At 38.8% G+C, this 26,443-nt stretch carries 27 protein-coding genes and 1 other annotated feature; of the genes, 4 read left to right on the top strand and 23 right to left on the bottom strand.

Annotated elements, in window-relative coordinates:
- Positions 1 to 5: 5 nt before the first annotated feature.
- The 5 genes from AN957_RS20005 to AN957_RS20025 form a co-directional block, all read right to left on the bottom strand.
- Positions 6 to 518 carry an adenine phosphoribosyltransferase gene (locus AN957_RS20005; protein WP_053477137.1) on the bottom strand — a complete coding sequence of 171 codons (513 nt, stop codon included), beginning with the start codon at positions 516 to 518 and terminating at the stop codon, positions 6 to 8.
- Positions 509 to 2,875 carry a single-stranded-DNA-specific exonuclease RecJ gene (gene recJ / locus AN957_RS20010; protein ID WP_056685870.1) on the bottom strand — a complete coding sequence of 789 codons (2,367 nt, stop codon included), beginning with the start codon at positions 2,873 to 2,875 and terminating at the stop codon, positions 509 to 511. Before recJ ends, AN957_RS20005 begins: the two co-directional genes overlap by 10 nt.
- A gap of 267 nt (positions 2,876 to 3,142) precedes the next feature.
- Complete coding sequence (locus AN957_RS20015; RefSeq protein ID WP_056685873.1) at positions 3,143 to 4,051, bottom strand: cation diffusion facilitator family transporter; 909 nt, start codon at positions 4,049 to 4,051, stop codon at positions 3,143 to 3,145.
- Positions 4,052 to 4,175: 124 nt separating this feature from the next.
- Positions 4,176 to 6,437, bottom strand: coding sequence for a protein translocase subunit SecDF (gene secDF, locus AN957_RS20020; RefSeq protein ID WP_056685877.1), 2,262 nt, complete (start codon positions 6,435 to 6,437; stop codon positions 4,176 to 4,178).
- A 219-nt stretch (positions 6,438 to 6,656) separates the two neighbouring features.
- Positions 6,657 to 6,953: a post-transcriptional regulator gene (locus AN957_RS20025; RefSeq protein WP_053477141.1), complete on the bottom strand. Its 297-nt coding sequence runs from the start codon at positions 6,951 to 6,953 to the stop codon at positions 6,657 to 6,659.
- 168 nt (positions 6,954 to 7,121) lie between these two features.
- Between AN957_RS20025 and spoVB the strand changes: the two genes are divergently transcribed.
- The gene (gene spoVB, locus AN957_RS20030; protein ID WP_053477142.1) at positions 7,122 to 8,684 is read left to right on the top strand and encodes a stage V sporulation protein B; all 1,563 of its coding nucleotides are present in this window, start codon (positions 7,122 to 7,124) and stop codon (positions 8,682 to 8,684) included.
- 41 nt (positions 8,685 to 8,725) lie between these two features.
- Here spoVB and AN957_RS20035 read toward each other — a convergent pair whose 3' ends face one another.
- Complete coding sequence (locus AN957_RS20035) at positions 8,726 to 9,376, bottom strand: DUF421 domain-containing protein (protein WP_053477143.1); 651 nt, start codon at positions 9,374 to 9,376, stop codon at positions 8,726 to 8,728.
- A gap of 200 nt (positions 9,377 to 9,576) precedes the next feature.
- Here AN957_RS20035 and AN957_RS20040 point away from each other — a divergent pair, with 200 nt between their 5' ends.
- Positions 9,577 to 9,969: a TIGR04086 family membrane protein gene (locus AN957_RS20040; RefSeq protein WP_053477144.1), complete on the top strand. Its 393-nt coding sequence runs from the start codon at positions 9,577 to 9,579 to the stop codon at positions 9,967 to 9,969.
- A 347-nt stretch (positions 9,970 to 10,316) separates the two neighbouring features.
- Here AN957_RS20040 and yajC read toward each other — a convergent pair whose 3' ends face one another.
- The 5 genes from yajC to ruvA form a co-directional block, all read right to left on the bottom strand.
- Positions 10,317 to 10,607, bottom strand: a complete 291-nt coding sequence (gene yajC / locus AN957_RS20045) for a preprotein translocase subunit YajC (protein ID WP_053477145.1) — start codon at positions 10,605 to 10,607, stop codon at positions 10,317 to 10,319.
- 78 nt (positions 10,608 to 10,685) lie between these two features.
- Positions 10,686 to 11,825 (bottom strand): tRNA guanosine(34) transglycosylase Tgt, encoded by a 1,140-nt coding sequence (gene tgt / locus AN957_RS20050; RefSeq protein WP_053477146.1) that lies wholly within the window; start codon positions 11,823 to 11,825, stop codon positions 10,686 to 10,688.
- 35 nt (positions 11,826 to 11,860) lie between these two features.
- Positions 11,861 to 12,889: a tRNA preQ1(34) S-adenosylmethionine ribosyltransferase-isomerase QueA gene (gene queA / locus AN957_RS20055; protein WP_053477147.1), complete on the bottom strand. Its 1,029-nt coding sequence runs from the start codon at positions 12,887 to 12,889 to the stop codon at positions 11,861 to 11,863.
- Positions 12,890 to 12,907: 18 nt separating this feature from the next.
- Entirely contained in the window at positions 12,908 to 13,912 is a 1,005-nt protein-coding gene (ruvB, locus tag AN957_RS20060; protein ID WP_053477148.1) for a Holliday junction branch migration DNA helicase RuvB, read from the bottom strand.
- Between the two features lie 34 nt (positions 13,913 to 13,946).
- On the bottom strand, positions 13,947 to 14,558 hold the full coding sequence (ruvA, locus tag AN957_RS20065; RefSeq protein WP_053477149.1) for a Holliday junction branch migration protein RuvA: 612 nt from the start codon (positions 14,556 to 14,558) through the stop codon (positions 13,947 to 13,949).
- Between the two features lie 136 nt (positions 14,559 to 14,694).
- Between ruvA and AN957_RS20070 the strand changes: the two genes are divergently transcribed.
- Positions 14,695 to 15,210 (top strand): hypothetical protein, encoded by a 516-nt coding sequence (locus AN957_RS20070; protein ID WP_053477150.1) that lies wholly within the window; start codon positions 14,695 to 14,697, stop codon positions 15,208 to 15,210.
- Between the two features lie 51 nt (positions 15,211 to 15,261).
- Here AN957_RS20070 and AN957_RS20075 read toward each other — a convergent pair whose 3' ends face one another.
- The 4 genes from AN957_RS20075 to safA all read right to left on the bottom strand — a co-directional run bounded on the left by AN957_RS20075 (position 15,262) and on the right by safA (position 19,280).
- The gene (locus AN957_RS20075) at positions 15,262 to 15,855 is read right to left on the bottom strand and encodes an intercompartmental signaling factor BofC (protein ID WP_053477151.1); all 594 of its coding nucleotides are present in this window, start codon (positions 15,853 to 15,855) and stop codon (positions 15,262 to 15,264) included.
- A gap of 152 nt (positions 15,856 to 16,007) precedes the next feature.
- Positions 16,008 to 16,718, bottom strand: a complete 711-nt coding sequence (locus AN957_RS20080; RefSeq protein ID WP_053477152.1) for a YhcN/YlaJ family sporulation lipoprotein — start codon at positions 16,716 to 16,718, stop codon at positions 16,008 to 16,010.
- A gap of 104 nt (positions 16,719 to 16,822) precedes the next feature.
- On the bottom strand, positions 16,823 to 17,836 hold the full coding sequence (locus AN957_RS20085; protein ID WP_245637801.1) for a phosphotransferase: 1,014 nt from the start codon (positions 17,834 to 17,836) through the stop codon (positions 16,823 to 16,825).
- Positions 17,790 to 19,280 carry a SafA/ExsA family spore coat assembly protein gene (safA, locus tag AN957_RS28915; RefSeq protein WP_053477153.1) on the bottom strand — a complete coding sequence of 497 codons (1,491 nt, stop codon included), beginning with the start codon at positions 19,278 to 19,280 and terminating at the stop codon, positions 17,790 to 17,792. Before safA ends, AN957_RS20085 begins: the two co-directional genes overlap by 47 nt.
- A 410-nt stretch (positions 19,281 to 19,690) precedes the next feature.
- Between safA and AN957_RS20095 the strand changes: the two genes are divergently transcribed.
- Positions 19,691 to 20,230, top strand: coding sequence for a transcription repressor NadR (locus tag AN957_RS20095; RefSeq protein WP_053477154.1), 540 nt, complete (start codon positions 19,691 to 19,693; stop codon positions 20,228 to 20,230).
- Between the two features lie 115 nt (positions 20,231 to 20,345).
- Here the strand turns inward: AN957_RS20095 and pheA are convergent, their stop codons facing one another.
- From pheA to AN957_RS20135, 8 genes are all read right to left on the bottom strand, one after another.
- Positions 20,346 to 21,227 carry a prephenate dehydratase gene (pheA, locus tag AN957_RS20100; protein ID WP_053477155.1) on the bottom strand — a complete coding sequence of 294 codons (882 nt, stop codon included), beginning with the start codon at positions 21,225 to 21,227 and terminating at the stop codon, positions 20,346 to 20,348.
- Positions 21,228 to 21,342: 115 nt separating this feature from the next.
- Positions 21,343 to 21,798 carry an ACT domain-containing protein gene (locus AN957_RS20105; RefSeq protein ID WP_053477156.1) on the bottom strand — a complete coding sequence of 152 codons (456 nt, stop codon included), beginning with the start codon at positions 21,796 to 21,798 and terminating at the stop codon, positions 21,343 to 21,345.
- Positions 21,799 to 21,824: 26 nt separating this feature from the next.
- Positions 21,825 to 23,114, bottom strand: coding sequence for a GTPase ObgE (gene obgE / locus AN957_RS20110; RefSeq protein ID WP_053477157.1), 1,290 nt, complete (start codon positions 23,112 to 23,114; stop codon positions 21,825 to 21,827).
- A gap of 57 nt (positions 23,115 to 23,171) precedes the next feature.
- Positions 23,172 to 23,705: a sporulation initiation phosphotransferase B gene (locus tag AN957_RS20115; RefSeq protein WP_053477158.1), complete on the bottom strand. Its 534-nt coding sequence runs from the start codon at positions 23,703 to 23,705 to the stop codon at positions 23,172 to 23,174.
- A 165-nt stretch (positions 23,706 to 23,870) separates the two neighbouring features.
- A complete protein-coding gene (rpmA, locus tag AN957_RS20120; RefSeq protein ID WP_053477159.1) occupies positions 23,871 to 24,164 on the bottom strand; it encodes a 50S ribosomal protein L27 in 294 nt (97 codons plus the stop codon).
- On the bottom strand, positions 24,165 to 24,509 hold the full coding sequence (locus AN957_RS20125; RefSeq protein ID WP_053477597.1) for a ribosomal-processing cysteine protease Prp: 345 nt from the start codon (positions 24,507 to 24,509) through the stop codon (positions 24,165 to 24,167).
- An 8-nt stretch (positions 24,510 to 24,517) separates the two neighbouring features.
- Positions 24,518 to 24,826: a 50S ribosomal protein L21 gene (gene rplU, locus AN957_RS20130; RefSeq protein ID WP_053477160.1), complete on the bottom strand. Its 309-nt coding sequence runs from the start codon at positions 24,824 to 24,826 to the stop codon at positions 24,518 to 24,520.
- Positions 24,827 to 24,839: 13 nt separating this feature from the next.
- Positions 24,840 to 24,935: a sequence feature (ribosomal protein L21 leader region), on the bottom strand.
- Between the two features lie 70 nt (positions 24,936 to 25,005).
- Positions 25,006 to 26,442, bottom strand: coding sequence for an Rne/Rng family ribonuclease (locus tag AN957_RS20135; RefSeq protein ID WP_053477161.1), 1,437 nt, complete (start codon positions 26,440 to 26,442; stop codon positions 25,006 to 25,008).
- Position 26,443 lies beyond the last annotated feature (1 nt).

Below are 26,443 nucleotides of genomic sequence, written 5' to 3' on the forward strand. Positions count from 1 at the left end.
GAAAATTAAAATTCCATTAAAGTAAGTATATCATATTTTTCAAGCTTATCGCGACCTTTTAAATACGATAATTCAATCAAGAAGGCAATTCCAGCTACGATTCCGCCTAGTTCTTCAACTAATTGAATCGTTGCTTCAATCGTTCCCCCTGTTGCCAGCAAATCATCAGTAATTAAGACACGCTGTCCAGGTTTGATTGCATCTTTATGGATCGTAAGAACAGCTTTCCCATATTCAAGACCGTAATCAACCTTAATTGTTTCACGGGGAAGCTTGCCTTCCTTTCTTACAGGGGCAAAACCTACTCCAAGTGAATAAGCAACCGGACAACCGATAATAAAGCCTCTTGCTTCAGGACCAACTACAAGGTCAATATGTTTTTCTCGTGCATATTCCACGATTTTGTCTGTTGCATAGCGATATGCATCGCCATTATCCATTAATGTCGTTATATCCTTGAATTGAATACCTGGTTTTGGCCAGTCTTGGACAATTGTAATATATTGTTTTAAGTCCATTCTTTCATTTCCTCCTCATATTTCACAGAACCTTGGATCACTTCGTCAAACCATCTTTTTAATTGCTGATAGGAAGAATACACCATATCCCTTTCAAGTGTATACTGTGCCAGCACCTTCTGGTATGTTAATGAATCAGTTAAATCACGTTTTTGTGTAGCTTTATTAACTGAAATGAATCCATTTTCTATTTTAACAAAATCGAGTTCAAAAAACACCTTTGACATGAAGTCAATTGTTTGTCTGCTCCAGCCCTTAAATTTAGCAATGTCATCTCCATATTTTCTAAGATCAAAAGGTCCTTTCTTTACTAATAAGGCATAGAACCATTTGAAATGATCTCTAGTTGGAATCGTACTAAAATACGCATCCTTTTCATTATAAAAATGCGCATACACTCTAGCTGGCTTTTTTCCGGCAAATACTGCAGCCAATATTTCCTTAGAGTCAGGAAGATCGATCAAAATCACATTTTCTTTCTCTATGAATAGTGCAGAGGCTTCCTCCTCTGAACTTACCGTTATTAAATGATCGTTTGTATATCTTTGAAATTTACTCATATTCTCTTGATTAAATACAATCCATTTCGAACGATCCTTCGGGATGAGCTCGACTAAACTTTCAAGGCGCTTTACTCCCCTAACATCAAATAGCTGCCATGCATCAATAGCTATATCTTGGAGAAACATTTGCGGTTTGCGAATATTATTCCATTCATTAATCGATAATTCCCCGATAACCGAAATTTGCGAACTTGGAGAAATATGTTCGAATAATGAACCAAGTCCAAAACCGACTCCATCTAATGTGTGACCATCATTTTCAATCGTCATTTTCAAATGATTCTGATCCGAACCAATCTTACGCATTGCAGATATATTGGCATTTTTAATCATTATTTTTGGTTTTGGGTTATCCATTCCATATGGAGAGAGCATTTGCAGTTCTTCTAAAGAAGACAAATGAATATCATGTAATGCGATTTCCCCATCCAGTTGGGTTACAGGAATAAAATCCTCCTCTGATAACTGATCTTTTGCAGCAGTATTGAGTCTGCTCCGAAGCTCATTCACATCATCAAGTTTCAATGTCATCCCTGCTGCCATCGGATGTCCGCCAAAATGAGGCAAAATCTCTCTGCAATCTGACAGATTTTTAAAAAGGTCAAAACCTGCTATACTCCTAGCAGATCCTTTAGCAAGACCCTTTTCTACATCATAGCTTAGTACAATGGCAGGCCGATAGAATTTATCTACGAGCTTTGAAGCGACAATTCCAATTACCCCAGCATTCCAGCCTTCTTTTCCAATGACAAGAACAGCATTATCAGTCAATGGATATTTTTCTTCAACTTCACGAATGGCCTGCTCTGTAATTTCATTGACTAAAGACTTTCGATCCTTATTTAATTGCTCAATTTCTTCTGCAATTGCTTCAGCTTCAAGACTATCTTCCGTTAACAGCAAATCAACTGCAGGGTCAGCACTTTCCAATCTTCCTGCCGCATTCAAGCGAGGAGCAATTAGAAAACCAATTGTTTCTTCATTTATTGAATTGGGTTCTACTTTATTTAATTTTAATAATGCTTTTAAACCGACATTTGAAGTCAATTGAAGCTTTTTAATCCCTTTTTTAACAATTAAGCGGTTTTCTCCTTTTAGAGATACAAGATCTGCAATTGTTCCGATTGCAGCAATTTCAAGCAAATGTTCAGGCACCCTGCCTAACAGAGCATGGGCTAATTTAAATGCTACACCTACACCAGCTAAATCACGGAAAGGATATTCGCTATTTTCAAGTTTCGGGTGAATGATTGCCAATGCTTCAGGCAACTCAGGACCTGGTTCATGATGGTCAGTAATAATAAGATCAAGCCCAAGCTCTTTGGCAGCCTTCGCCTCATTTACAGCAGCTATGCCTGTATCAACGGTAATAATCAGTTTAATACCTGCTTCTGCTGCATGCTGAAAAGCTGGTATATTTGGTCCATACCCTTCTGTAAAGCGGTTTGGTATGTAAAATTCTACATTCGCACCAAGCTCTTGAAGAGTCTTCATCATCACAGTCGTACTTGTTACACCATCTGCGTCATAATCACCGAATATTAATATAGCTTCCTGATTCTCGATTCCCTCTTTTATTCTTGATACCGCAGCATTCATATCTGTTAATAAAAAAGGATCGTGAAATTCATGCTTTTGATCAAATAAAAAATGTCGTGCTAATTCCGGAGTTTCTAATCCACGATTAACAAGGAGCGAAGCCACGAGAGGCGTTATATTTAATTCTTGTACAAGCAGATTTTCCTTTTCTTCATCTGAATTCCGAACAATCCATCGTGTTTTTGAATGTAACATCTGTTCACCCCTCAACTGTTTAATTATACAGGAGGCACCCTATTGATTCAATGAGAGAAAAAGGTACCAAATCATTTATTTTTAGGCAATGTTTAATCATTGCTGTTGATTTTCGCTGCAGGCACTCGCTTTCCGCGGGGGGGGCTGTGAGCCTCCTCTACAAACAACGAAGATAAAAATTAACATACATTCATCTTAAATAAAGTCATAAAAACAATAAAAACAGCGTGAAGCACGCCGTTTCAAAGCTAGATGATAAAAAGATCTTTACTCTACCTCATGCTTCCCATCATTAAATGGGTTAATATGAACAAAGACATTTTGGACATTGTCCATTTCTAGTAACCTTTTCTTTACCTTTTTTCCAACTCGATGACCTTCTTCTACGGTCATATATGGATCTACTGATATTTTTAAATCAATGATCACATAATGGCCATGCTCTCTTGCATGTAATTCATCAATTTGCTTCACTTCTTCAAATTCTTCAACTGCACGCCGCAATTCAACCGTATCTTCTTCATGTAGAACATGGTCAAGTGTATTATGTATCGATTCTTTCCCAAGTGACCAGGCCATTTTAAGAACCATCAATGATACGATAATTCCTGCGACTGGATCTGCATACTCAAGCCATTCAATTCCAAGCTTGCCTCCAATAATGGCACTGCCAATCCCTGCTAAAGCAGCAATGGATGAATAGACATCCGAACGGTGCTCATAAGCATTCACAATTAATGCATCGCTATTTAATTCACGGCCTAATTTATACTTATAGCGGAATAAGATTTCTTTTACAATTATTGATAGGATCACTGCAGCGATCGCAATTGTTTTAGGTGGTTCAATCGGCTGAAAAAATGCTTCAAAGGATGACTTTCCAATTTCAATCCCTACTAATAATAAAAGAACGGCAACAATAATGGCAGCAATGGACTCTGCTTTTCCATGGCCATATGGGTGATCTTCATCAGGTGGTTGCTTCGCAGCCTTCAAACCTAAATAAACGGCAAAAGATCCAGCTACGTCTGAAGCAGAGTGAACCGCATCTGCTACTAATGCACGGCTTCCAGCATAAACCCCAATTCCCCATTTAACAATAGCAAGAACAATATTTATAATGATCCCAAGCATAGCAGCAAATTCGGCTTTCTTAAAACGATCTTGATTACTCACTAGAAACTTCCTTCCTCCCATAATCTTACTATTAGTTTAACCCATTTGCCGCAATAATACCGTTAGAGAAAGTAAAAACCTCAGGAGATTCCTGAGGTTTCGTTCTATTAATACCAACGCTTATTTATACTTGAGGTTCATCGCTTGTTTTCCGCTTTTCTTTAACCGTTTTTATTACACCTTTTTGCTTTAGTTCCTTCACTTTCCAGTCATACCACCATTGTGCAGCTAGGAATATGGAAGAATACACTCCTATCACCGTACCGACAAGTAAGGCAATAGAGAAGTTTCGAATGGACTCACTACCAAAGATGAGTAATCCCAGAATAGCGATAATAACCGTTAAAACAGTGTTGATTGACCTCGTCATCACTTGGCGTAATGCCCTATTTACAACATCAGCAATATCTTCTTTTGTCTTTAAACGCTTTTTCTTTTGCATATTTTCACGCATTCTATCAAACGTTACAATCGTATCATTAATGGAATATCCAATAACCGTCAAGATCGCAGCGATAAAAGTAATATCAACCTCTAATCTCGTGATACTAAAGAAAACAACAATTAAGAATGCATCATGTAACAATGCGACTACAGCTGGTACTGCCATTTTCATTTCAAAACGGATCGATACATAAATAATGATTCCAATTGAGGCAATGATTAATGACTTTATGCCATTTTTCGCTAGCTCTTTTCCAACTGTCGGTGAAACCGTACTAACTGTTGGGTCCGCTCCATATGTTTTATGGAATTCCGTTTTTAAGGTTGCGATCTCTTCCTTCGTTAAAACACCTTTTAACCTTGCAACCCCAATATTTTTTTCGTCTCCAGAAATAACAATATTGTCAGTATCGATATCAAGCTTCAATAATTCTGATTTCACTTCTTCCTTCGTCAAGGCATGCGTTGATTGAATATCAATTCGCGTCCCGCTCGAGAAGTCAATTCCTAGATTTAAACCGAAGACAGACACTAAAATAATCCCTAAAGCCATTAAAGCACCAGAAATAATATAATATATTTTCCGGGTATGCACAAAATCGATTTTATCATATATGGTCGGTAAATCATGTGTATCTACATTCTCAGAAATATTTCTAATTTCGCTTTTTTTCACACCAAACCAACTAGGTTTTTTATTAAATAGATTACTGTTTACCCATAGACCAAGCAATAGCCTTGAACCATAAACAGCTGTTAAAAAGCTGACAAGAATACTAATGATTAGCATTGTTGCAAAGCCCTTTATCGAGCTTGTACCATATACAAATAAGACACCTGCTGCAAGAAGAGTTGTAATATTGGCATCAAAAATAGATGCAAATGAGTTTTGATTTCCCGCTTTGAAGGCTGACTTAACTGTTCTTCCAACCTTCATTTCTTCTTTTATTCTTTCATAGGTGATAATATTAGCATCAACAGCCATCCCCACCCCAAGCACAAGTGCTGCAATAGCAGGCAGAGTTAATACGGCATTCATCCAATCAAATATGAGAAGAATGAGGAAAATATAAATAGATAACGTAATCGTTGCAATTAAACCAGGGAATCGGTAGAAGAAAAGCATAAATAGGTAAATGATTGCAATTCCAACAATTCCTCCAAGAACTGTTTTTTGCAATGCTTGCTCTCCAAACTGAGCTCCTACTGATGTTGAATAGACTTCATCTAATTTTACTGGTAGTGAACCTGCATTTAAAAGGTCAGCTAAAGTATTTGCCTCTTCCATAGTAAAACTGCCGGTAATCGAAACAGTGTCCTGGTTAAACACCTGACTTACCTGTGGAGCAGATAAATAAGCCGGATTTTCTTTAGCTGCCTCCGCTTTAAAGGAGTCCCCTTCTTCAAAATCTAGCCAAATAACAAGTAAATTATTTGGTGCGCCCATATTAACAATTTTTTGCGTTACATCTTTAAATTTACTTGCACTAGTCAGCTTAAGTGAAACACTCGGATTACCATTTTCATCGAAGGTTTGTTTCGCTCCGCCTTCTGCAAGATCCGAACCATCCATTAATTTCACATCGTTAACATCTCTGAAGGATAGATTAGCTTGTGTTGATAACATTTCACGGGCTTTATTTTGATCCGTGACGCCAGCTAGCTGTACGCGAATTCTATCTTCCCCTTCAATTTGAATACTAGGCTCACTGACACCTAGAACATTAATCCGCTTATCAAGTGCTTTGGCTGTACTGGCTAAGGCAGCTTTGTCAACCTTTTTACCGTCTAAGGTAGTTACTTTATATAGGACCTCAAAGCCCCCTTGTAGATCCAGCCCAAGTTTAATGTTTTTTGTAATGCCATTTGTTGTTGTTCCTATCAAGCTTCCTATTAATAAAACAATCAGGAAGAAGGCAACAATGCGACCGCGCTTTACCATTATGTAATTGTCCTCCTTAAATACAAGCCTACAACGGCTCCTTAGCGTAAACCGGCAATGCCATCTGTATTGAACGCTATGACAGCATCCAACATTAAAATAGATAAGTCGGCCGGTAATTTCAATATTTTCATTATGAAACAGTTTATAAAAGCTGTCAATTTTCGCAGAAGTCTAATGTCAGAAGTATTGGTTAGATATTTGTAAGATGTAAATTTCCTATTTCAATAACTCTCGAAGTTCATCTTCATTATCAAATGCAAACTCTGCTTCTTTAAAAGCTTCGATTGTTGCAAAATTAAAGTAATCCCCTACTTTTACAGAGAGGATATCGTCAACAATCTCAGCAATTCGTTTGTCCTGGGCAGTCTTCCGCCATTTCTTCGTTGTTAAAAAATCCCAAAGCTCCTGTTCCTTCACATGACCGTACCCTAATAAAAAAAACTCATCTAATTTACTTTTGATTGCCGGCTGAACTTGATAACGAAAAGAATCATATTTATGGCTCGCCTTCACATTAGAACCCCCTTTGATTAACTGTTAACGAAAATATTTCATTTCCCAATCCACTTACAATGAATAATTACATTGAAAAAATAATGATTGCTTGTCATGCTTTGTCCTTGTTCTTGCATATAGTTAATTGTATATGATAACACCTATTTTGAGAAGGCAGGGAAAGCAATGTCTAAGTTTTTAAAAGGTACAATGATCCTACTGGCAGCCGGACTTGTCACAAGGGTGCTTGGATTTATAAACAGAATAGTTATTGCACGATTTACCGGAGAGGAAGGCGTCGGGCTTTATATGATGGCCTTTCCAACATTAATTCTTGTTGTTACGATTACACAGCTTGGGCTGCCTGTTGCCATCTCAAAAAATGTAGCAGAAGCCGAAGCGCAAGGGGACGCAGCAAAGGTTAAGAAAATATTGGTCGTTTCACTAGCCATCACGATTACACTTTCAGCTATTTTTACACCCGCATTAATCTTGCTCGCGCCAATCCTTTCTGAAACATTATTCACGGATCCGCGTATAAAACTTCCGCTGCTTGTTATTGCACCGATCGTACCTATAATTGCGATTTCGTCCGTCATTCGGGGCTATTTTCAAGGCAGACAAAATATGAAACCAGCAGCGATTTCTCAAATGCTTGAGCAAATCGTGAGAATCACTTTAATTGCCGCCTTAACGAAAGCATTTCTTCCATACGGGATCGAATATGCTGCTGCAGGTGCTATGTTTGCTTCTGTTTTAGGAGAATTAGCATCACTAGTCTATCTGTTAGCAACCTTTAAGCTTAAAAAGAAATTCCGGGTAAGGAAACAATTTTTCAAATATGTTAAAACAGGAAAAAATACATTTAATGAACTTATGAGTATTGCCTTACCGACAACAGGCAGCCGAATGATTGGTTCCTTAGCCTGGTTTTTTGAACCAATCGTCGTATCCTATAGTTTAGCTATTGCAGGCGTAGCAGCAATTGAAGCTACAAAACAATATGGGGCGCTTACTGGTTTTGCCATGCCATTATTAATGCTGCCTTCCTTTGTAACCCTTTCTCTTTCAACCGCTCTCGTTCCCGCTATAAGTGAAGCAAACACAAATAATAATGATCGATTAATTGAGTATCGATTGCGGCAGGCACTTCGTTTCTGTCTATTATCTGGTGGACTAGCCGTGGTCATTATATATGTTCTATCTGATGAACTAATGAAAGTCATGTATAACTCATCAAGTGGCACGCAGTTTATTAAGTTAATGGCACCATTCTTTTTATTCCATTATTTCCAAGGACCACTTCAGGCAGCACTTCAAGCCTTGAACCTTGCAAGAGCAGCGATGATTAATAGCTTGATTGGAGCCGTTGTAAAAACAGCGGTCATTTATTTATTAGCACGTCAAGCTGAGTTTGGAATTACTGGTGTTGCAATGGGTATACTCGTTGGCTTTGTCCTTGTCACATTACTGCACTTCGCAACTATATTGAAGAAAATTTCTTTTACTTTTTATGTTCGTGATTATATAAAAACATTTCTCGTTATGGGATTATCAGGATATATTGGTTATTTCGTTCTTAAAAACTTAACTGGCGAGATGCATCTCATCATCCAGGTGTTACTTATTGCTATTCTTATAACAGTTAGTTATTCCATTCTTTCTTTACTGCTGGGTTTAGTAAAACAGGATGAATTAAAACGGATTCCTTGGATTGGAGAGCACCTATCAAAGTTTGCTTTTAAATAGCGTGGATAGTTGAGACACCATTTACCTAGATTGGGTGTCTCTTATTTTTTTTCATTTTTTAAATCAATATAGAAATGGCCATTTTCATAGCTGCAAAAAGAGATTTTGTTCATATCGTTATACCCTCTTTTTTTTAGCTGCTGCCGAAGCCAAAAATTCGTTTCATTTATAACTCCTAGATTTTCTTCTTGAACAATCCCATCAAGAATAAGTGGAATCGTCATATTCCCCTTCTTCTTTTTTTCCTTTTTCAATACAGATAATTCCCCAGTTGTTTCAAGGATGGCAAACTCTACGTCTGTAATATTACGAATATCTTTTCCTCTAAGCTGCAACAAGAGATCATCAAAATTATAGCGATGTTTTTTCATCGCCTCTTCATCAATTTTCCCCTTATTAATAATAATTGTTGGCTTTCCATCCACTAGATCACGGATTCGCTTACTTTTTAGTGTAGCAAATGAAAAAATGATTTGGATAAGCATCAATATCAACATAGGCAATATATTTGTAAACAATGGGCTTTCTGGTTTTTCAATCGCCAATACAGCCATCTCTGCAATCATGATCGATACAACAAGATCTACGGTACTTAACTGACCAAGTTCCTTTTTTCCCATCGTTCGAAATATAACCATGATAATGATGTATAAAAAAATGGTCCGTAAAATAATCATGGAATATTCCCCCATACACCATTCCTCCTTTAATGACATTCCTTTTTATTCTGAACAACATAAGAGAAATTATGTTATATACTTTTTCATTTACTCATCTTGTTTTAAGTTTTATATTCTATTTTTTCTTTAAGTGAATATGCTTGTACTAAGGAATCAGGCAGTCTGGAAGGCTGTACTGATTGATCCTTTAACTTAGAAGGGAGAGGAGCAAAATAGAAGATTCAAAAAATGTAGGCGGGGGAATTCTTTTCGGCTTAATTGTAGTTTTTGTTCTTGCCATAATTAGCAGCTTAATCATTTCTCTATTATTAACTTTTACATCTCTTCAGGAGTCTTCCGTACAATTTGTTGTTACAGCCATTTCCTTTGTTTCACTTTTCATTGGGGGATTTATCTCTGGAGGAAAAGGCAAACAAAAAGGATGGATGATTGGAGGATTAACCGGGTTAAGCTATTCCCTCATTATTTTTCTCTTTCAGTATTTAGGCCAGGATAGTTTATTTAATCTGCAGCAGACGATCTATCATGTCTGTTATATCCTTACAGCGATGATGGGCGGAATTTTAGGTGTGAATATGTCTAATAATAAATCAAGAGCAGCATAAGAAAAGCGCAAGCGCCTTGATCATCGCCGTACAAACTGGAGGGGCTTCGCAATCTAGCTGCGGCTTCTAGCCCCTCGAGGTCATAAGCTGTACTACTCTGTGGCAAACTACGCCACGCCACAGTCCATCTTATGATTGTCGGGGCTGGACAGTCGCCTCGCATTTTAATGACTGAGATAAAGGAAACACGGTAAGCGTGAGCGAACCGATGTTGACTTATCGTAGGGAGGAGACCTGAAGTTTGATAGGCGATAGGCGCTGGAGCTAGACAACACTCTGATATAACGTTATTATCCTACCTTATAAAAAAAGAAACGGAATCCAAAAGGATTCCGCTTCTTTCACTATTAAGATTTAGCAAGCATATCTCCGCCAGCAGCTACTTCTGTTACTTCGCGAATTGCTGCGCGATCGTATGTAAGACGGCTTCCATCTCCACACTTGATGACAACTTTCCCCTCATCGATTGCATCGACAAAGCCGTGAAGTCCTCCAATTGTTACGATTTTATCTCCCTTTTTCAAATCGTTCTGCATTTGCTGAACTGCCTTTTGGCGCTTCTGCTGCGGACGAATTAACAAAAAGTAAAATAAAACAAACATTAACAATAGTGGTCCTAATGTACTAATCATTTCCATATCATTTTCACCCCTTTCACCAAGTAACGAATGTTCAAAAGATCGTGGGTTTGTCCCATTATCGAACATCCATATGTTTTAGAAGTTTTTCGCATTTGGTTTATTAAACCCATATCTTTCGAAAAATTCTTCTCTAAAGTCCCCCAGACGATCCTCTCTGATCGCTTGTCTGACCTGTTCCATTAATTTTAACAGAAAATAGAGATTATGATAAGTTGTAAGTCTTATTCCGAATGTCTCATCACAGCGAATTAAATGGCGGATATACGCCCGGCTATAATTACGGCAAGTATAGCAGTCACAATGTTCATCAATCGGACCAAAATCTCTTGCAAACTTCGCATTTTTAACGACTAAGCGGCCTTCACTTGTCATCAATGTTCCATTACGGGCAATCCTCGTCGGAAGCACACAATCGAACATATCAATTCCGCGTATTGCTCCATCGATTAAGGAGTCTGGTGATCCTACGCCCATTAGGTATCTTGGTTTATTAGCAGGTAGCAATGGCGTTGTAAATTCAAGCACTCTATTCATAATATCCTTTGGCTCACCTACTGATAATCCTCCCACAGCATACCCTGGAAAATCAAGCGAAACTAAATCTTTCGCACTTTGTTTTCTTAATTCTTCATACTCACCGCCTTGAACAATCCCGAATAGGCCTTGATCTTTTGGACGTTTGTGTGCTTGTAAACAGCGCTCCGCCCAGCGTGAAGTTCGTTCAACTGATTTCTGCATATATTCATAGGTTGCCGGATACGGTGGACATTCATCAAATGCCATCATAATATCTGAGCCAAGCGAGTTTTGAATTTCCATTGCTTTCTCTGGTGACAAAAATAGCTTGTCTCCATTTAAATGATTGCGGAAATGGACACCTTCTTCCTCAATCTTACGGAATTCACTTAAACTAAACACTTGAAACCCGCCGGAATCAGTTAATATCGCACGATCCCAATTCATAAATTTATGCAGGCCGCCTGCTTCCTCTACAATCTCCTGTCCAGGACGAAGCCATAGATGATAGGTATTACTTAAAATAATCCCTGCACCCATCTCCACAAGCTCTTCAGGAGACATGGTCTTCACAGTGGCAAGCGTTCCAACCGGCATAAATACCGGGGTTTCAAAAGACCCATGTGGCGTATGGACACGGCCAAGTCTTGCACCTGTTTGTTTACATGTTTTAATTAATTCATAACGAATAGCTGTCAATTGATTTGTTCTCCTTCCAACTCGTCTGTTTCAGCTTAAATAATTAGCATTGCATCGCCAAAGCTAAAGAATCTGTATTTCTCTTCAACTGCTTCACGATAGGCATTCAAAACATTTTCTCTGCCCGCTAATGCACTGACAAGCATAATAAGCGTTGATTTCGGCAAATGGAAATTAGTGATCATCCCATCGATAGCCTTGAATTCATAGCCTGGATAAATAAAAATATCTGTCCAGCCGCTTGCCTCTTCAAAACGGCCATTATTGGCTGAAGCAATGGTTTCAAGCGTTCTTGTTGAAGTCGTTCCAACAGATATAATCCTTCCGCCATCCTCTCGCACTTCGTTCAATAGCCTAGCTGTGCCCTCAGTCATTTGATAGAATTCAGAATGCATTTCATGCTCATTTAAATCCTCGACATTCACAGGACGAAATGTTCCAAGTCCAACATGAAGCGTAATAAAGGCAATATGGACACCTAATTCTTTAATTTCTTCAAGCAATTGTTCTGTAAAATGAAGACCGGCAGTCGGAGCAGCTGCTGAGCCGCGTTCTCGGGCAAAAACAGTTTGATAACGTTCTTGATCATCCAGCTGTTCTTTAATGTATGGCGGCAGCGGCATTTCCCCTAATTGCTCGAGAACCTCATAAAAAATCCCGTCGTATTGAAATTCAAGCACTCTTCCGCCATGCTCAGAGGTCTGTGTACACACAGCACTTAATTTCCCATCACCAAATACAATTCGTGTGCCTTCTTTTACACGTTTAGCTGGTTTAATGAGTGTCTCCCACGAATCGCCTTCCAGCTGTTTTAATAGAAGAACTTCTATTTTAGCACCAGTTCCTTCTTTTTCCCCAAAAAGCCGAGCGGGAAGAACCCTTGTATCATTTAAAACAAGACAGTCTCCTGCTTTCAAATGTTCTTTAATCTGTTTAAAAACAGTATGCCGGGTCGTTCCTTTCTCCTTATCCAAAACCATTAATCTGCTGCTCGTTCTCTCAATGAGAGGAGTCTGGGCAATTAATTCTTCTGGTAAATGGAAATCAAATAAATCTACTTTCATGATGCACCAACTTTATTATTATTCTGTTTTCGGTACCTCCATCTGAAAATGACGGTACACTAAATCTGTAACAATCCTGCCCCTTGGCGTACGCTGAAGAAAACCAATCTGCAATAAATATGGTTCGTAAACATCTTCAATTGTATGTGCCTCTTCACCAATTGTAGCTGAAATGGTTTCTAGGCCTACTGGTCCGCCGCGGAACTTTTCAATAATCCCTCTTAATAATTTATGGTCAATATGATCCAGCCCTAAACGGTCTACTTGCAAAAGCTCTAATGCTTCTTTCGCAAGCTGTTCGTCAACGATCCCATTTCCTCTTACTTGTGCAAAGTCTCTTACTCTTCTTAAAAGCCGGTTCGCAATTCTTGGGGTTCCCCTAGACCTTCTTGCTATTTCCACCGCAGCAAGATTATCTATCTCCGTATCTAATACCTCTGCCGTTCTAATAACAATATCTGTTAACTGTGTCTCATTATAATATTCCAGCCTGCTAAGCACACCGAACCGATCTCTTAGTGGTGCCGATAAAGAACCTGCTCTTGTTGTCGCTCCTACTAATGTAAATGGAGGGAGGTCAAGCCGTACAGACCTGGCACTTGGACCTTTTCCAATGACAATATCTAGGCAAAAGTCTTCCATTGCAGGATATAGAACTTCTTCAATTGTTCGAGGAAGCCGGTGAATTTCATCAATAAACAGGACATCCCCTGGCTCCAATGCAGTAAGAATAGCTGCTAAATCACCCGGTCTTTCAATGGCGGGCCCAGCAGTCGTTCGAATGTTTACGCCCATTTCATTTGCAATAATTGCAGCAAGAGTCGTTTTTCCGAGACCTGGTGGACCGTAAAGCAATACGTGGTCAAGTGTTTCCTGACGAAGTTTAGCAGCTTGAATGAAAATTTCCAAGTTTTCCTTCACTTTATCCTGACCAATATACTGCTTTAAGTTCTGCGGCCGTAAGTTCTGCTCAAAGGATAGTTCCTGAATATCTGCTTCGCCAGAAATAATCCGATCTTCCATTTGTTTATCACGCCTTTTATTCAAACAATTTATATTATTTTAATAGTCGCTGCAGCGCCTTTTTTATGTATTGGTCTGTTGTAAGCTGTTCCTTTTTTAGCTCAGGTGAAATCTTTTTAATTTCCTTTTCCGAATAACCGAGCGCTTGCAATGCGAGCATTGCTTCTTCAAACTCTGATGAATGAACATTTTGCATAGGCTGTATTTTATCAACAGAGAATAAGTCCGGAAAGAAATCTGGTACAATGTTTTGCAGCTTTCCTTTTAAATCTAGAATAATTTGTCTTGCTGTTTTCTTTCCTACTCCTGGGAATTTGACAAGGAATGCTTCATCTTCATTCTCAATCGCTTGAACGACCTGCTCAGGTTCTCCAGACGCAAGAATGGCTAATGCTCCCTTTGGGCCGATTCCTGTTACATCTAATAGCTTTATAAACAATGTTTTTTCCTCGCGAGAGTGAAAGCCGTATAGTGCCATGAAATCTTGCCTAACATGATGGTATGTAAATACCTTTACTTCCTGTCCATAATCTTGTTTAAAACTAAACGGATTCGGTGTAGAAATTTGAAAGCCTACCCCATTATTTTCAATCACGACAAATTCCGGTCCGATATATTCGACCCGACCTTTAATGAATTCAAACAACATACTCGCTCCTTGAGTTTTTCTGTACCTCATTGTACCATACTTTAAATTGCGTTCGTAGAAAAAAAGGTTGCAAAAGGAGACTAAGAATTATTATAATTGAAAATGTTTCCAAATATCATCGGGGGTCATACTAATGAAAAAACTATTAGCTTTATTCACAATTTTCTCTCTCTTTTTTACAGTTGCAGGCTGTTCATCATCAACGGAAGAGCCAGCTGAAAAAACATCAGAGAAAAAGACTGCTGAGCTTACAGAATCTGTTAAATCAAAAATATATAATTCCGTAAGAGTCGCAGAATTGAAAGTAAATGAAGTATTCCATAAAGAAGTTGCTGCTGACGAAACGACACCTGTCATTAATGCTAATTTTGCAGATGAAGAGAAGTCAGTTGAATTCCTATCCAAATACTATAGCAAGGAATTAGCAAAGGACATTTATTCACACTATGCTTCAGAGGAAAAAACAGCTGAAGGACAAATGATTATCAATGCTGAACCCTATTTCACCCCATCCTTCCTTGAAATAAATCAAGAAGATGTAACGATTGAAGGTGACGAAAATAAGGCAACACTCAAAACCACTGAAAATGTTACTTACCAAATGGAATTAAAGGATGGACAATACGTAATTACTAATATTGAAAAATAAAAAATCAAAAGCTCCGCAACCTATTCTTTCTAGTTGCTGGAGCTTTTGATTTTATTTTGCTTGTTTATTATAGATAACGGGCTGTAAGACCCTAGCTGATTGAAGTTCCATTTTATCTCCTTTTGAATAAGTTTTAAACGTTTCAAGCACTTCAACAAAGTTTTCTTTCGTCTTTATTGGAATCCCCTTTTTCAATTCCTCACATGTCTTGCTTTCAAGTTTTCCTAAATCAATTTGAAAAAAGGATTGAATAATATTTGTCTTTTGAGGTCTGCCGTTAAAAATGGTCAGCACCCCTTCTTCTGTGATGCCAAAATATCCATTTGCTTTCAACAAAGGCGAAATATCATCCATCTGCATTCGAAATACAATTTTTCTATTATCCATGTGAATAAGCTGCCATCCGCTATATTTAGCCCAAAAGTCTTCCATATTCACAATCGTTTCTTTTACTGATTCTTGACTAATCTCTCCATCTACATATACTCTTTCCAGTACGACATTCCTTTGGATCGGATTCGTTACCTCATTATTTGCGTATACTATATTTTCTGCGTGCATTTTATATAAAAGACTATTCTGAAAAAAAATAAATAAAAAGCCAGATAAACAAAGGAGGCCAGAAGCCCACCAATTGGTTCTCATGTTTGGTCACCTCTTAAATAAATGGGACATCTAAGTTTAATATCAGTATCTAGTGTGACCATTTTTTTCAAGCTTATCCGGATAAATTATTAAAGTTTTTAATCGAACAGAAAAAGACAGGACATTGATGCCCTGCCTCTTTTCACTTACACTTAATCAGTCATGTTTCGGAACAGATTTTTGACATCTAAATAAAGCTGGTCTCTTGGACCTCCATCCCGTAAATCATTATCAATCACTTTCAAGCGGTTGAATGTACTTTCATCTGTAACAACCTTACTTGTTTTTCCATTTAAATAAGGCTGAACGGCCTGTTTAATGTCTGCTATTGTTGCTTTTTTTCGTGCAGCATCATTAATGTCCGCTGCTATGATGACGTAATTCCCATTTACGACTGATTGAACATCATTTACATTGGTAACAGCTGCTGCAGCTTGGTTTATCCTTTCAACCATAGCCCCATTATAGGCCTCATAATAGGAGTTGCTTGCTCTTTTATCATAGCCCAAATGACCATGGAAATTGGCATCATCACGCCTAAAAAGGTAGGGTTCCCCATTATCACTTACCCTTTGGGGTGCAGGTTCATTTGCATTCCTGTTTTGGAGATTGTTTCTTCCATTTTGGCCTTCCCCACCAAGTGTATGGTCCATCATCTCAGTTAGTGCTCCATCATTATCGGCCCCATCAAGAAATTGAACATTTCCACCCTTATTCTGATGGTTTTCATTTGAATAATAGCCAATTGGCTGAGCACCATCCTTATAACGCTGCTGACCAGCAGATTCATCATTTGCACCGCAGCCTGTTAACCCTAATGACATCAATACTGTAAACGGAAGTACAAGTAATTTCTTTTCCAAGCGAAAACCCTCCTTCGCTAATCAACCAATGAGCATTATGCTCATCAGTAGGTTGCCAAAAAAGGAAGGGATTCATTCTTTAAATGATTACCAGCACCGCCAATTTACAATACAAGAAACCGTTTCAATTCTTTTATAAAGTTTTGTCTTTTGTGAAATTGTCCAACAGTCATTTCTACTAAATGCTGGATTTTTATTGGCTGTAAGTAGGTTTGTTCACGAATCGCCCGATTCCACTCCCTGAAGATATCCGTAGGAAATGCAAGGGCGTATATAAATCCTTTTTCATTCAAATAAGCTGCGATTTCCTTATAATTTGCTAAATCTCGGAATGACCATTGGAGAAATGGAAGAATGCGATTAGCATATTGCAGGTAGTCAGAACGAGGGGTGCCTATACTTATTAAATCAAAGTCAATTAAATAAATATCTTTATTCTTCGCTCGTAAAAAATTATGATGAGCTACATCTCCGTGCAGAATAACCTTCTTACCGTTTTCAAATACACCTGATTCTTTTTCTATTCCTTTTAATGACCAATCCGCCCAAATAAGCATTTCATTAATTATTTCTTTCTGGACAAAATAGCGGATAACCGGGAGATTTTTCAAAAATGAAACGGTTCTTTCCTGCCATTTTTCAACCTGGTTAAAGCTTGAAATACTCCCTGTATATTGTTCAACTAATTTTTCATTCCTATCATGAAAATGTGAGAGAAGCTTTAAGCCTTTTAAACGATCTTGCTGCTTGTAAAAGGTAAATTCGGTTTTAGATGTCTCGATCCATTCAATGCATCCATAGTACGTTTGTTCAAATAATAGAGGGAGTTCTTTCTCTAATGGGTAAAATGAATAGGTTTTTTGAAATCCCACTTGTTTTAACGCTGTTAAAAAATCCTTCTGTAAATTGAACTGATGATATGAAGAAAAGCCTTTTAGGATAAAATCTAACTCTTCTGCTTTTACTTTATACACTTGCTTCCTTATTTGCGATATTTCCTTAATTGGCACATGGAGTTGTTTCTGTAAATAGGAGAAGAGACGATTTTGATATAAATCGTCTCTTTCACCTTTAAACGTCAAATTCACTGCTCTCATCATAGTTTCGCGGCATTCCAAACGCTTGCCCACCCATTTGCCCCTGCCCATAAGGGTTCATTGGGAATGGCTGTGCGAATCCCATTTGCTGTCCGTATGGCTGTACGCCTGGAACAAAACCTTGACCGAATCCATAAGGAGACATTTGTGGCGCACCTCCTCCACATCCACAATCTGCTTCTTTCACATGTTCAGTCGGCATTAATGGCATTTGACTTTGTGGAGGCATTATTGGCATTTGACTTTGCGCTGGCATTAATGGCATTTGTGCCATATTAGGTGTTTCCTCCATGACCCCTTGCACCTGTGGAGTCATTTGTGGAAATCCAAATGGCATTTGGCCGTATGGTACGGGACCACAAAAGCCAGATCCAGGCATGACTGGAGACACTGGGATTAAATGAGTTGGATACGGCGGACACGGATTTGGCGGGCACGGATAGCCATAATTTGGCTGCATGACCGGAGCTGTGTATGTTGGCTGAAGCGGCAATTGTTGTTGCCCAATGTCCTGGGCACCCATCACAGGTGCAGGATTCTGTGCATGAGATGGCATGGTATATTCCGGATTCATATGCGGCATTTGATGCATCGGCATGAATGGAGAGGATTCCTCATAATGACCTGGACTTTCTACTCCTGCTAAACCATAATTTTGGTGAGGCATTTGAGGCATTTGATGCATTGGCATCGCAGCTCCTTGAACTTGTGGAAAGCCCATTTGCTGAGGATACCCCCCTTGAAAACCAGGTCCAGGCATGACTGGAGAAACAGGATAAAGATGACTTGGATAATATGGATACATCGGCTGTTCGAAACCTCCTTGTTGTGTTTCTGCAAATAGCTCACTTTCAACTGCTTTTGGCTTTGGTGTTTTTTCAGCTATTGGTTTAACGGGTTTAATCGGTTTGGATTCGATTGGTTTTTTTTCTATCGGCTTTACTTCCGGGAGTATATTGACTGGCTTTGGCGGCAATTGCGGTGCCGGCTGCTGAACAGATAGATTAGCCATATTCATCATATAATAATTATTTATATCGATTTCCGGCATAATTGGTTTTGGCATTTTCGGAATAAATGGTTTCTTAGGGACTTCTTTCGGTATCTCAACCTGTGGTGCCGTTACTTTCGGTACTTCTTTTTTAGGCGGTGCAGGTGCGACTGGCACTTCCTTAGGCGCTTCTACAACAGGCATTGTCTTCGGTTTCTCTTTTGCTAAAGGGTGTTCCGCTTTTGGCATTTCTTTTTTAGCACCCATATTAATTTTTGTGTCCGGCATGCCTCCAATAGGAGCTTCCTTCTTCACTGATCCTCCTGCTCCAGGAACTTTTATTTTCATACCGGGCATAATCATATCAGGGTTGCTGAGCTGTGTATTCATCTTTTTCAGCTCTTCAAAATTCACGCCGTACTTTTTGGCGATCTTCCAAAGAGTATCCCCTTTTTGTACGATATGGATCTTCACTCTGATCCCTCCTACTAGTCATAAGTCCATATAGTGTATGACAAAATGGGCAAATTGCTATTACTTTACATAAAAACTTATGCTTTTATTATGAGAAATATGTTTGAGTAACTAGTTACAAAGGTTTTTTTAGAAGAAAAAAACCTCCCATAATGAAGGCGGTTTTAGACATATGCTAGCATTCTTTCTAAATGCTGATTAGGTAAGAATAAAATTCTTTGCTGCTGATTAAATTAATTTACGATCGACTGTTTGAAATATATTCATATCTCTGATCCCCTTGGTGATAAAAATTTGATTTATCAGGCACTCTTACACTTTGTTAAAATCATTCCAAAGCTAATTCAGTTAATTTCAGCCCATAATTATGATAAAATTAGTTATTATTGGGATGTGAGGGAGTTTATATAATGAAGAATCAACGAAAGGTGCTCGGTGAAGAGAGAAGAGAGATGCTGCTCCAGCTTTTGAAGGATAAGGGAGAGCCGATAACAGGCAGTGAGCTTGCATCGATCACAAACGTAAGCAGACAAGTCATTGTCGGCGACATTACCCTTTTAAAAGCAAAGGGTGAACCAATTATAGCCACAAGCCAAGGCTATATGTTTCTAATTCAAAATGGCAGTCAGGCCCCCATAGTAGAGCGTATCATTGCTAGCAACCATACACCTGAAAGAACAGAAGAAGAACTTAATTTACTTGTTGATTATGGGGTCACGGTAAAGGATGTTCGCATTGAACATCCTGTCTATGGAGATTTAACGGCATCTGTTATGGTTTCTAGTCGAAAAGAAGTCAGTCAATTTATGAAAAAAATCAAATCAACGAATGCCTCCTATTTATCTGAGCTTACAGGCGGCATTCATCTTCATACAATTTCAGCAGCAACTAAGGAAAAGCTAGATGAAGCTGAAAAAGCATTAAAGGATGCAAATTTTTTAGTTGAGTAAAGAACAACTTATGGAGCTAGACATAGACAGCCTCATTACAAAGATTATATATAACATTAAATGATATATTTTCTTTCAAATGAAAAAAGAGCACACATTTGTGCTCCTTTTCTGTTTACAGGTAAGTATTCGATTTAGAAGTCTCTAAACCTAGCTGATAATAAGGATAGCTCCCTAAGATCTTTACTTTACAATCAAGCGCCTCTAACTCCGCAACAACTCCTGGAATTAATACATCATCCTGTTTCATATCAATATCAATGATAAAAAAATAATTACCCAAGCCAGTTTTCATCGGCCTGGATTCAATTTTAGAAAGATTCAATCTTCTCCAAGCAAATGCGGATAAAACCTGGTGAAGTGCACCTGCACGATCGGATGGCAATGTGATCATCACCGTTGTTTTGTATCCTTTAAACGCAGAACCATCCTCACATAACGGCATTTCATTTTTTGAAAGAACGATAAAACGAGTATGATTATAATGGATATCATGCACATCTTTCCGAACAATCGAAAGGCCATATTCCTTTGCTGCCAGCTCATTGGCAATCGCTCCAGCTTTCATATCCGGATGTTCCTTAATAAATTGTGCTGCCGCTGCTGTGGAGGTTGTATTCGTATAAGGAACTCCTTTCAATTCTTTATGTAAAAACTTGTGGCATTGTGCAATGGCATGGGAGTGGCTATAAATCCTTTCAGTCTCCTTCCAGCTGTCTTTATTGTCTGGATGCACCATAAAATGCTGGCGAATGGGGGAAGTAAGCTCTGCAATAATCGGTAAATTTACTTCGTGAACTAAATAATCAAGTGTAATATTTACAGACCCTTCAAGTGCATTCTCTAAAGGTACAACTGCTAGTTCAATTTCATCCTCGCTTAATGCATCAAAACAATCTGGAATTGTTGCATATGGAACAGATTCTTCTTTAGGAAACATTTCACGAACGGCAATGTCTGTAAAAGTTGCTTTCGGACCTAAAAAACCTATTTTCACAGTATCTTCTCTCCCCTTAAAAAGCACGATATGTATAATTGATTACTAACACTTTACCACTTTACATGGCATAAGTAAAAATAAAAAAAGGTGATAGGCACAGGTGCACGATTAATCATGCACCTGAACCAAGCACCTCAACTCTTTCAACAAACTCTAATTTTCTTAGCCTAATTAATAATTCTTCAATTTCAATTTGCATTCCTGCTGTATTTAAGGAAAGCGTAACGTTTGCCCTTCCCATGAGTGGAATTGTTTGATGAATCGTCAACACATTGCAGCCTGACGATGCTACTTCACCTAATAAATGGGATAATGTACCTGACCGATCTTCTAAATAAAAAAATAATGTAATTAACCGTTCTTTTACGACCGTATGAAAAGGAAAGACCGTATCTCTATATTTATAAAAAGCACTGCGGCTTAAATCTACCTTTTGAGCTGCATCCCAAACAGATTCTGCTTTCCCTCTTTCAATCATTTCTTTCGCATCTAATGTTTTTTTCATTGCTTCTGGTAAAACATCTTCTCGGACTAAGAAAAATTTTTTATCCAGTTTCTCATGTCTCATTTCTCCACTCCACCTGCCCCTAGTGGTTACTCAATAAACTCGAATTCATAATCAAGCAGCTTGACGATATCGCCGTCTTTTGCCCCTTTTTGGCGAAGAGCATCATCAACACCCATCCCACGAAGCTGTCTTGCAAAACGTCTGACCGATTCATCTCTTGAGAAATCTGTCATCTTAAAGAGCTTTTCAATCGCATCTCCTGAAACTATGAAGTCTCCTGCGGAATCTCTAGTAATGACAAATTCTGTTTGTTCTGCTTCGTGCTTATAAAGAACACGATGAACACCTGTTTCCTCTTCCTCTTGGATGAGCGGGAATTCAGGAGTTTCTTCAATTTTATTAGCTATGGCAAACAATAAATCCCTTAACCCTTGACGCGTAACTGCTGATATTGGAAAAATAGGGTGATCGTCTACCAGCTGCTCTTTAAATTTCTCCAGATTCTCTTCCGCACCAGGCATTTCCATTTTATTCGCAACAATGACTTGCGGTCTTTCTGTCAGTCGCAAGTTATACTCTTTCAATTCTTTATTAATCGTTAGATAGTCCTCGTATGGATCTCTGCCTTCCATTGCTGCCATATCAATTACATGAACAATGACTCTTGTACGTTCAATATGTCTTAAAAACTGATGACCTAACCCTACTCCTGAGTGGGCACCTTCAATTAAACCTGGCAAGTCCGCCAATACAAAGCTACGGCCATCTTCAGTTTCCACCATTCCTAAATTTGGAGCAATGGTCGTGAAATGATATTCCGCAATTTTCGGTCTTGCTGAAGAGACAACAGATAAAAGCGTTGATTTTCCAACACTCGGGAAACCTACTAGCCCGGCATCAGCCAATAGCTTCAGTTCAAGAATAACTTCCCGTTCAACCCCTGGCTCCCCATGCTCAGATAATTCTGGTGCTGGATTCGCAGGTGTGGCAAATCGAGTGTTTCCTCTGCCGCCTCGACCACCCTTAGCAATGACCGCTCTTTGTCCATGCTCAACAAGGTCAGCAATCACTTCATGTGTTTCTGCATCAGTGACCACCGTACCAGGGGGAACTTTAACTATCATATCCTTAGAATTTTTGCCATGCATGTTCTTGGACATTCCATGCTCCCCACGAGGGGCTTTGAAATGACGCTGATAGCGGAAATCCATTAATGTTCTTAAGCCTTCATTCACTTCAAAAACAACATCTGCTCCTTTTCCGCCATCCCCACCTGCAGGACCGCCATTTGGAACATATTTTTCACGGCGGAAGGCAACCATTCCATTGCCTCCATCTCCGCCCTTTATATAAATTTTGACCTGATCGACAAACATATTATTCCTCCTGTCTTGGCTGTCTTTATCCTAAAAGACAGCAAGAACTGATTGTTTTCACTTATGTAGAAAAAATTCAAGCGAGAGTTCTTGTTCTGTTAAAAGATGAAAATTAATTTTTGGAGCAGTAACCGTTCTTTCAAAGAAACGTTCAATCTGTTCCTTATTTGTTATTATTCCTCTAAAATCGAAAAAGAAACGAGTACCTTCTATTTGAGGCTCAATTGTCACAGATAAATGGTTGTCATAATACTGCTTAATGGATGAATTTAAACAATCAAAAAATGATCCTGTCCAGCTAACAAGCCATTCATCATCCAAATAATCACATTTCGAACCATCCAACACATCGTATTCCAATTGAAACATATGATTTTCCCAATTATATGTAAGAATCAGCGAGGCGAATTGAGGAATTTTCAAATTAGAAAGCTTTGCTTCCTGTTGGGCGCAGGCGACGATCTCGTCGATAATTTCTTTTGCCCGATCAATTTTATTAAGCGCAAGATTGCCTTTTATTAATTGGATTTTATTTAGCCAGTCGTGGCGTGCATAGCGCAGCACCTCGATCATATTCCAGTCCTTATTCATACATGCACTCCTACACGATTTTTTTGTGAAGACTGCCTGCTGTAAGTATACCAAAAAGATGAGAAATCGTAAGCATTTATTAGGAAATATTGAAAACTTTCACTCCCTATTTAAATCCAAAAAGAAAACTCTAACCTTAATGGCTAGAGTTTTCCCATCAATTGCTTATGCTTCTTGAGCTGCAGGGTATACGCTCACTTGCTTACGGTCACGGCCAAGACGTTCAAATTTAACAACGCCGTCAACTTTTGCGAAAAGTGTATCGTCGCCGCCTCTACCTACGTTTACTCCAGGGTAGATTTTTGTTCCACGCTGACGGTAAAGGATAGAACCGCCAGTTACGAATTGTCCATCCGCACGCTTAGCGCCAAGACGCTTAGAGATTGAATCACGACCGTTCTTTGTAGAACCTACTCCTTTTTTAGAAGCAAATAACTGAAGATCTAATTTTAGTAACATTTATTCCACCTCCTGCTTTTTGAAGGTAATTTTTATATGCTGTCCGTATTCTTCTTCAATTGTCCGCAATGAGACAACCATTCCTTCTAGAAGAAGCTGAATCTTCTCCATTGTATCTTCCGGAAGATTGCCCGGAATCTCACAGCTGAGAAATCCATCATCCTTCTGCTCAATCAAAGGGGTCACCCCTGTTAAGGCATGCACCGCATTAATTGCGCCAACCGATACAGCAGATACGCCTGCACAGACGATATCCTTGCCCCGCTTGGCAAAAAAGGCATGGCCGCTTATTACAAATGATTGAATCTTATCGGATTTATTACGAATAACCGTAACATCAATCATCGGATGCCTTAAGCGTTGATTTTTTCAATCACAACTTTAGTGTAAGGCTGACGATGACCTTGCTTTTTGTGATAGTTTTTCTTCGCTTTATACTTGAAAACAATGATCTTCTTTTGACGACCTTGCTTTTCAACTTTAGCTGTAACAGTAGCACCTGCAACAACAGGGCTTCCTACTTTCACACTATCTCCGCCAACGAAAAGAACTTTATCAAAAGTAACTGTTTCGCCTGCTTCTGCGTTTAGCTTTTCAATGTAGATTGTTTGACCTTCTTCTACCTTTACTTGCTTACCACCAGTTTCAATAATCGCGTACATGAACTGCACCTCCTCTTAGACTAAGACTCGCCATCCTCAGGCGCTTCACTCGCATGCACGTGGCCTCGAGCAAAATCTTATTACCTGTTCTGTGCGGTTGTAGCACGGGTGCGCTACAAACATAACATGAAAATACTAACATAAGATATTCAGTTATGTCAATATACTTTTCCTATCAACTATTGCAACTGACCAATTTCATAAAAAGGTTTTTCGTTATTGATCACGGTAAAAACAATTTTCATTCCTAGCAGTTCCTCTATCCGCTTTTTATGTATCTCCCGTTCCCCTGAAAAAATCTTTTCCACTTCTTCAGTTGTATAAATGTGAACAGCCTCATAATCGGCTCCACGATGCTCCCAAAGCTCTCTTTCTAGACGGAAAGCAATGGTTTCTGAGCTTAAAACCCTTCCCGTCCCTTCACACGAAGGACATTTCACCGTCAGAGCTTCAGAGATCGCCGGCTTCGTTTTCTTTCTTGTCATTTGTAAAATGCCGAGTGGCGAAAAACCAATCAAATTGGTCCGGCGCTCATCCTTTTTCAATGCAGCTTCCATTATATTCAAAACAGCTCTTCTATCTCTATCTTCTTTCATGTCAATAAAATCAACCAAAATCATCCCGCCGATATCACGGAGGCGAATTTGCCTTGCCGCTTCCTCAGCTGCCGCTTTATTTGTCTTTAAAATGGTTTCACGCTGATCCGTCTTTCCGGCAAATTTCCCTGTATTTACATCGATAACTGTTAAAGCTTCTGCTTCATCAATAATTAAATAAGCCCCATTATCAAGCCAAACAATTCGTTTCAAAGCTTTTTCAATTTCATGTTCTAACCGATAAGCTGAAAAAATATTTTCTTTGCCTATATAATGTTTGACTGAGAGATGGCTGTTACTTTGAAACAGCTTCTTCATTTCTAGATCGTCAATAATTACTTCACCTGAATCAAGTTTCTTTAATTCTTCCATAATCTCTTCAGCAAAAGAGTTGCGTTCAAGCACCTTCCCCGCTCTCTTTAGCTGCCCAGACTTTGTTACCAATTCTTTGTATTCAAGACGTAAATTCTGCAATTCATTTATTAGTTCTTCTTCTGTTTGTTTTTCACAGGATGTACGAAAAACAAGTCCTTCTTCAGCTTCTTTCATTCGTTGTCCAAATCTGCGCCAATCCTCTCTGATTCGTTCATCTGCAAATTTCTTTGACACTGCCACATAGCGTCCTTGCGGCATATAGATGAGGTGATTGCCAGGGAGTTCAATAATGCCTGTTAATCTTGGGCCCTTCGTTCCAGCTGCATCCTTTTCAACTTGAACAAGAATTTTTTCTCCTTGATGAACAAAGGCAGAGATGCTGCGTGCAGCTTTTACAGACATTTCATCATCCGATTGTACAAAAGAAGCTAGCTTATCTCTATGTAAAAACCCGCTTTTTTCTTCCCCAATGGATACAAATGCTGCATTCATTCCCGGAAGCACCTTTTCTACGATTCCTAAATAAATATTTCCTACAGAAGAATGCTGTTTTGGCTGATCAATAATTAGCTTTTCAACTACATGATCATTCAAAACAGCGTAACGCTTTTCGCGATTAAGATGGTTAACAATTATTGTCTTCAAT

This window comes from Cytobacillus solani (assembly GCF_001420595.1).
GTDB lineage: Bacteria > Bacillota > Bacilli > Bacillales > Cytobacillaceae > Cytobacillus > Cytobacillus solani.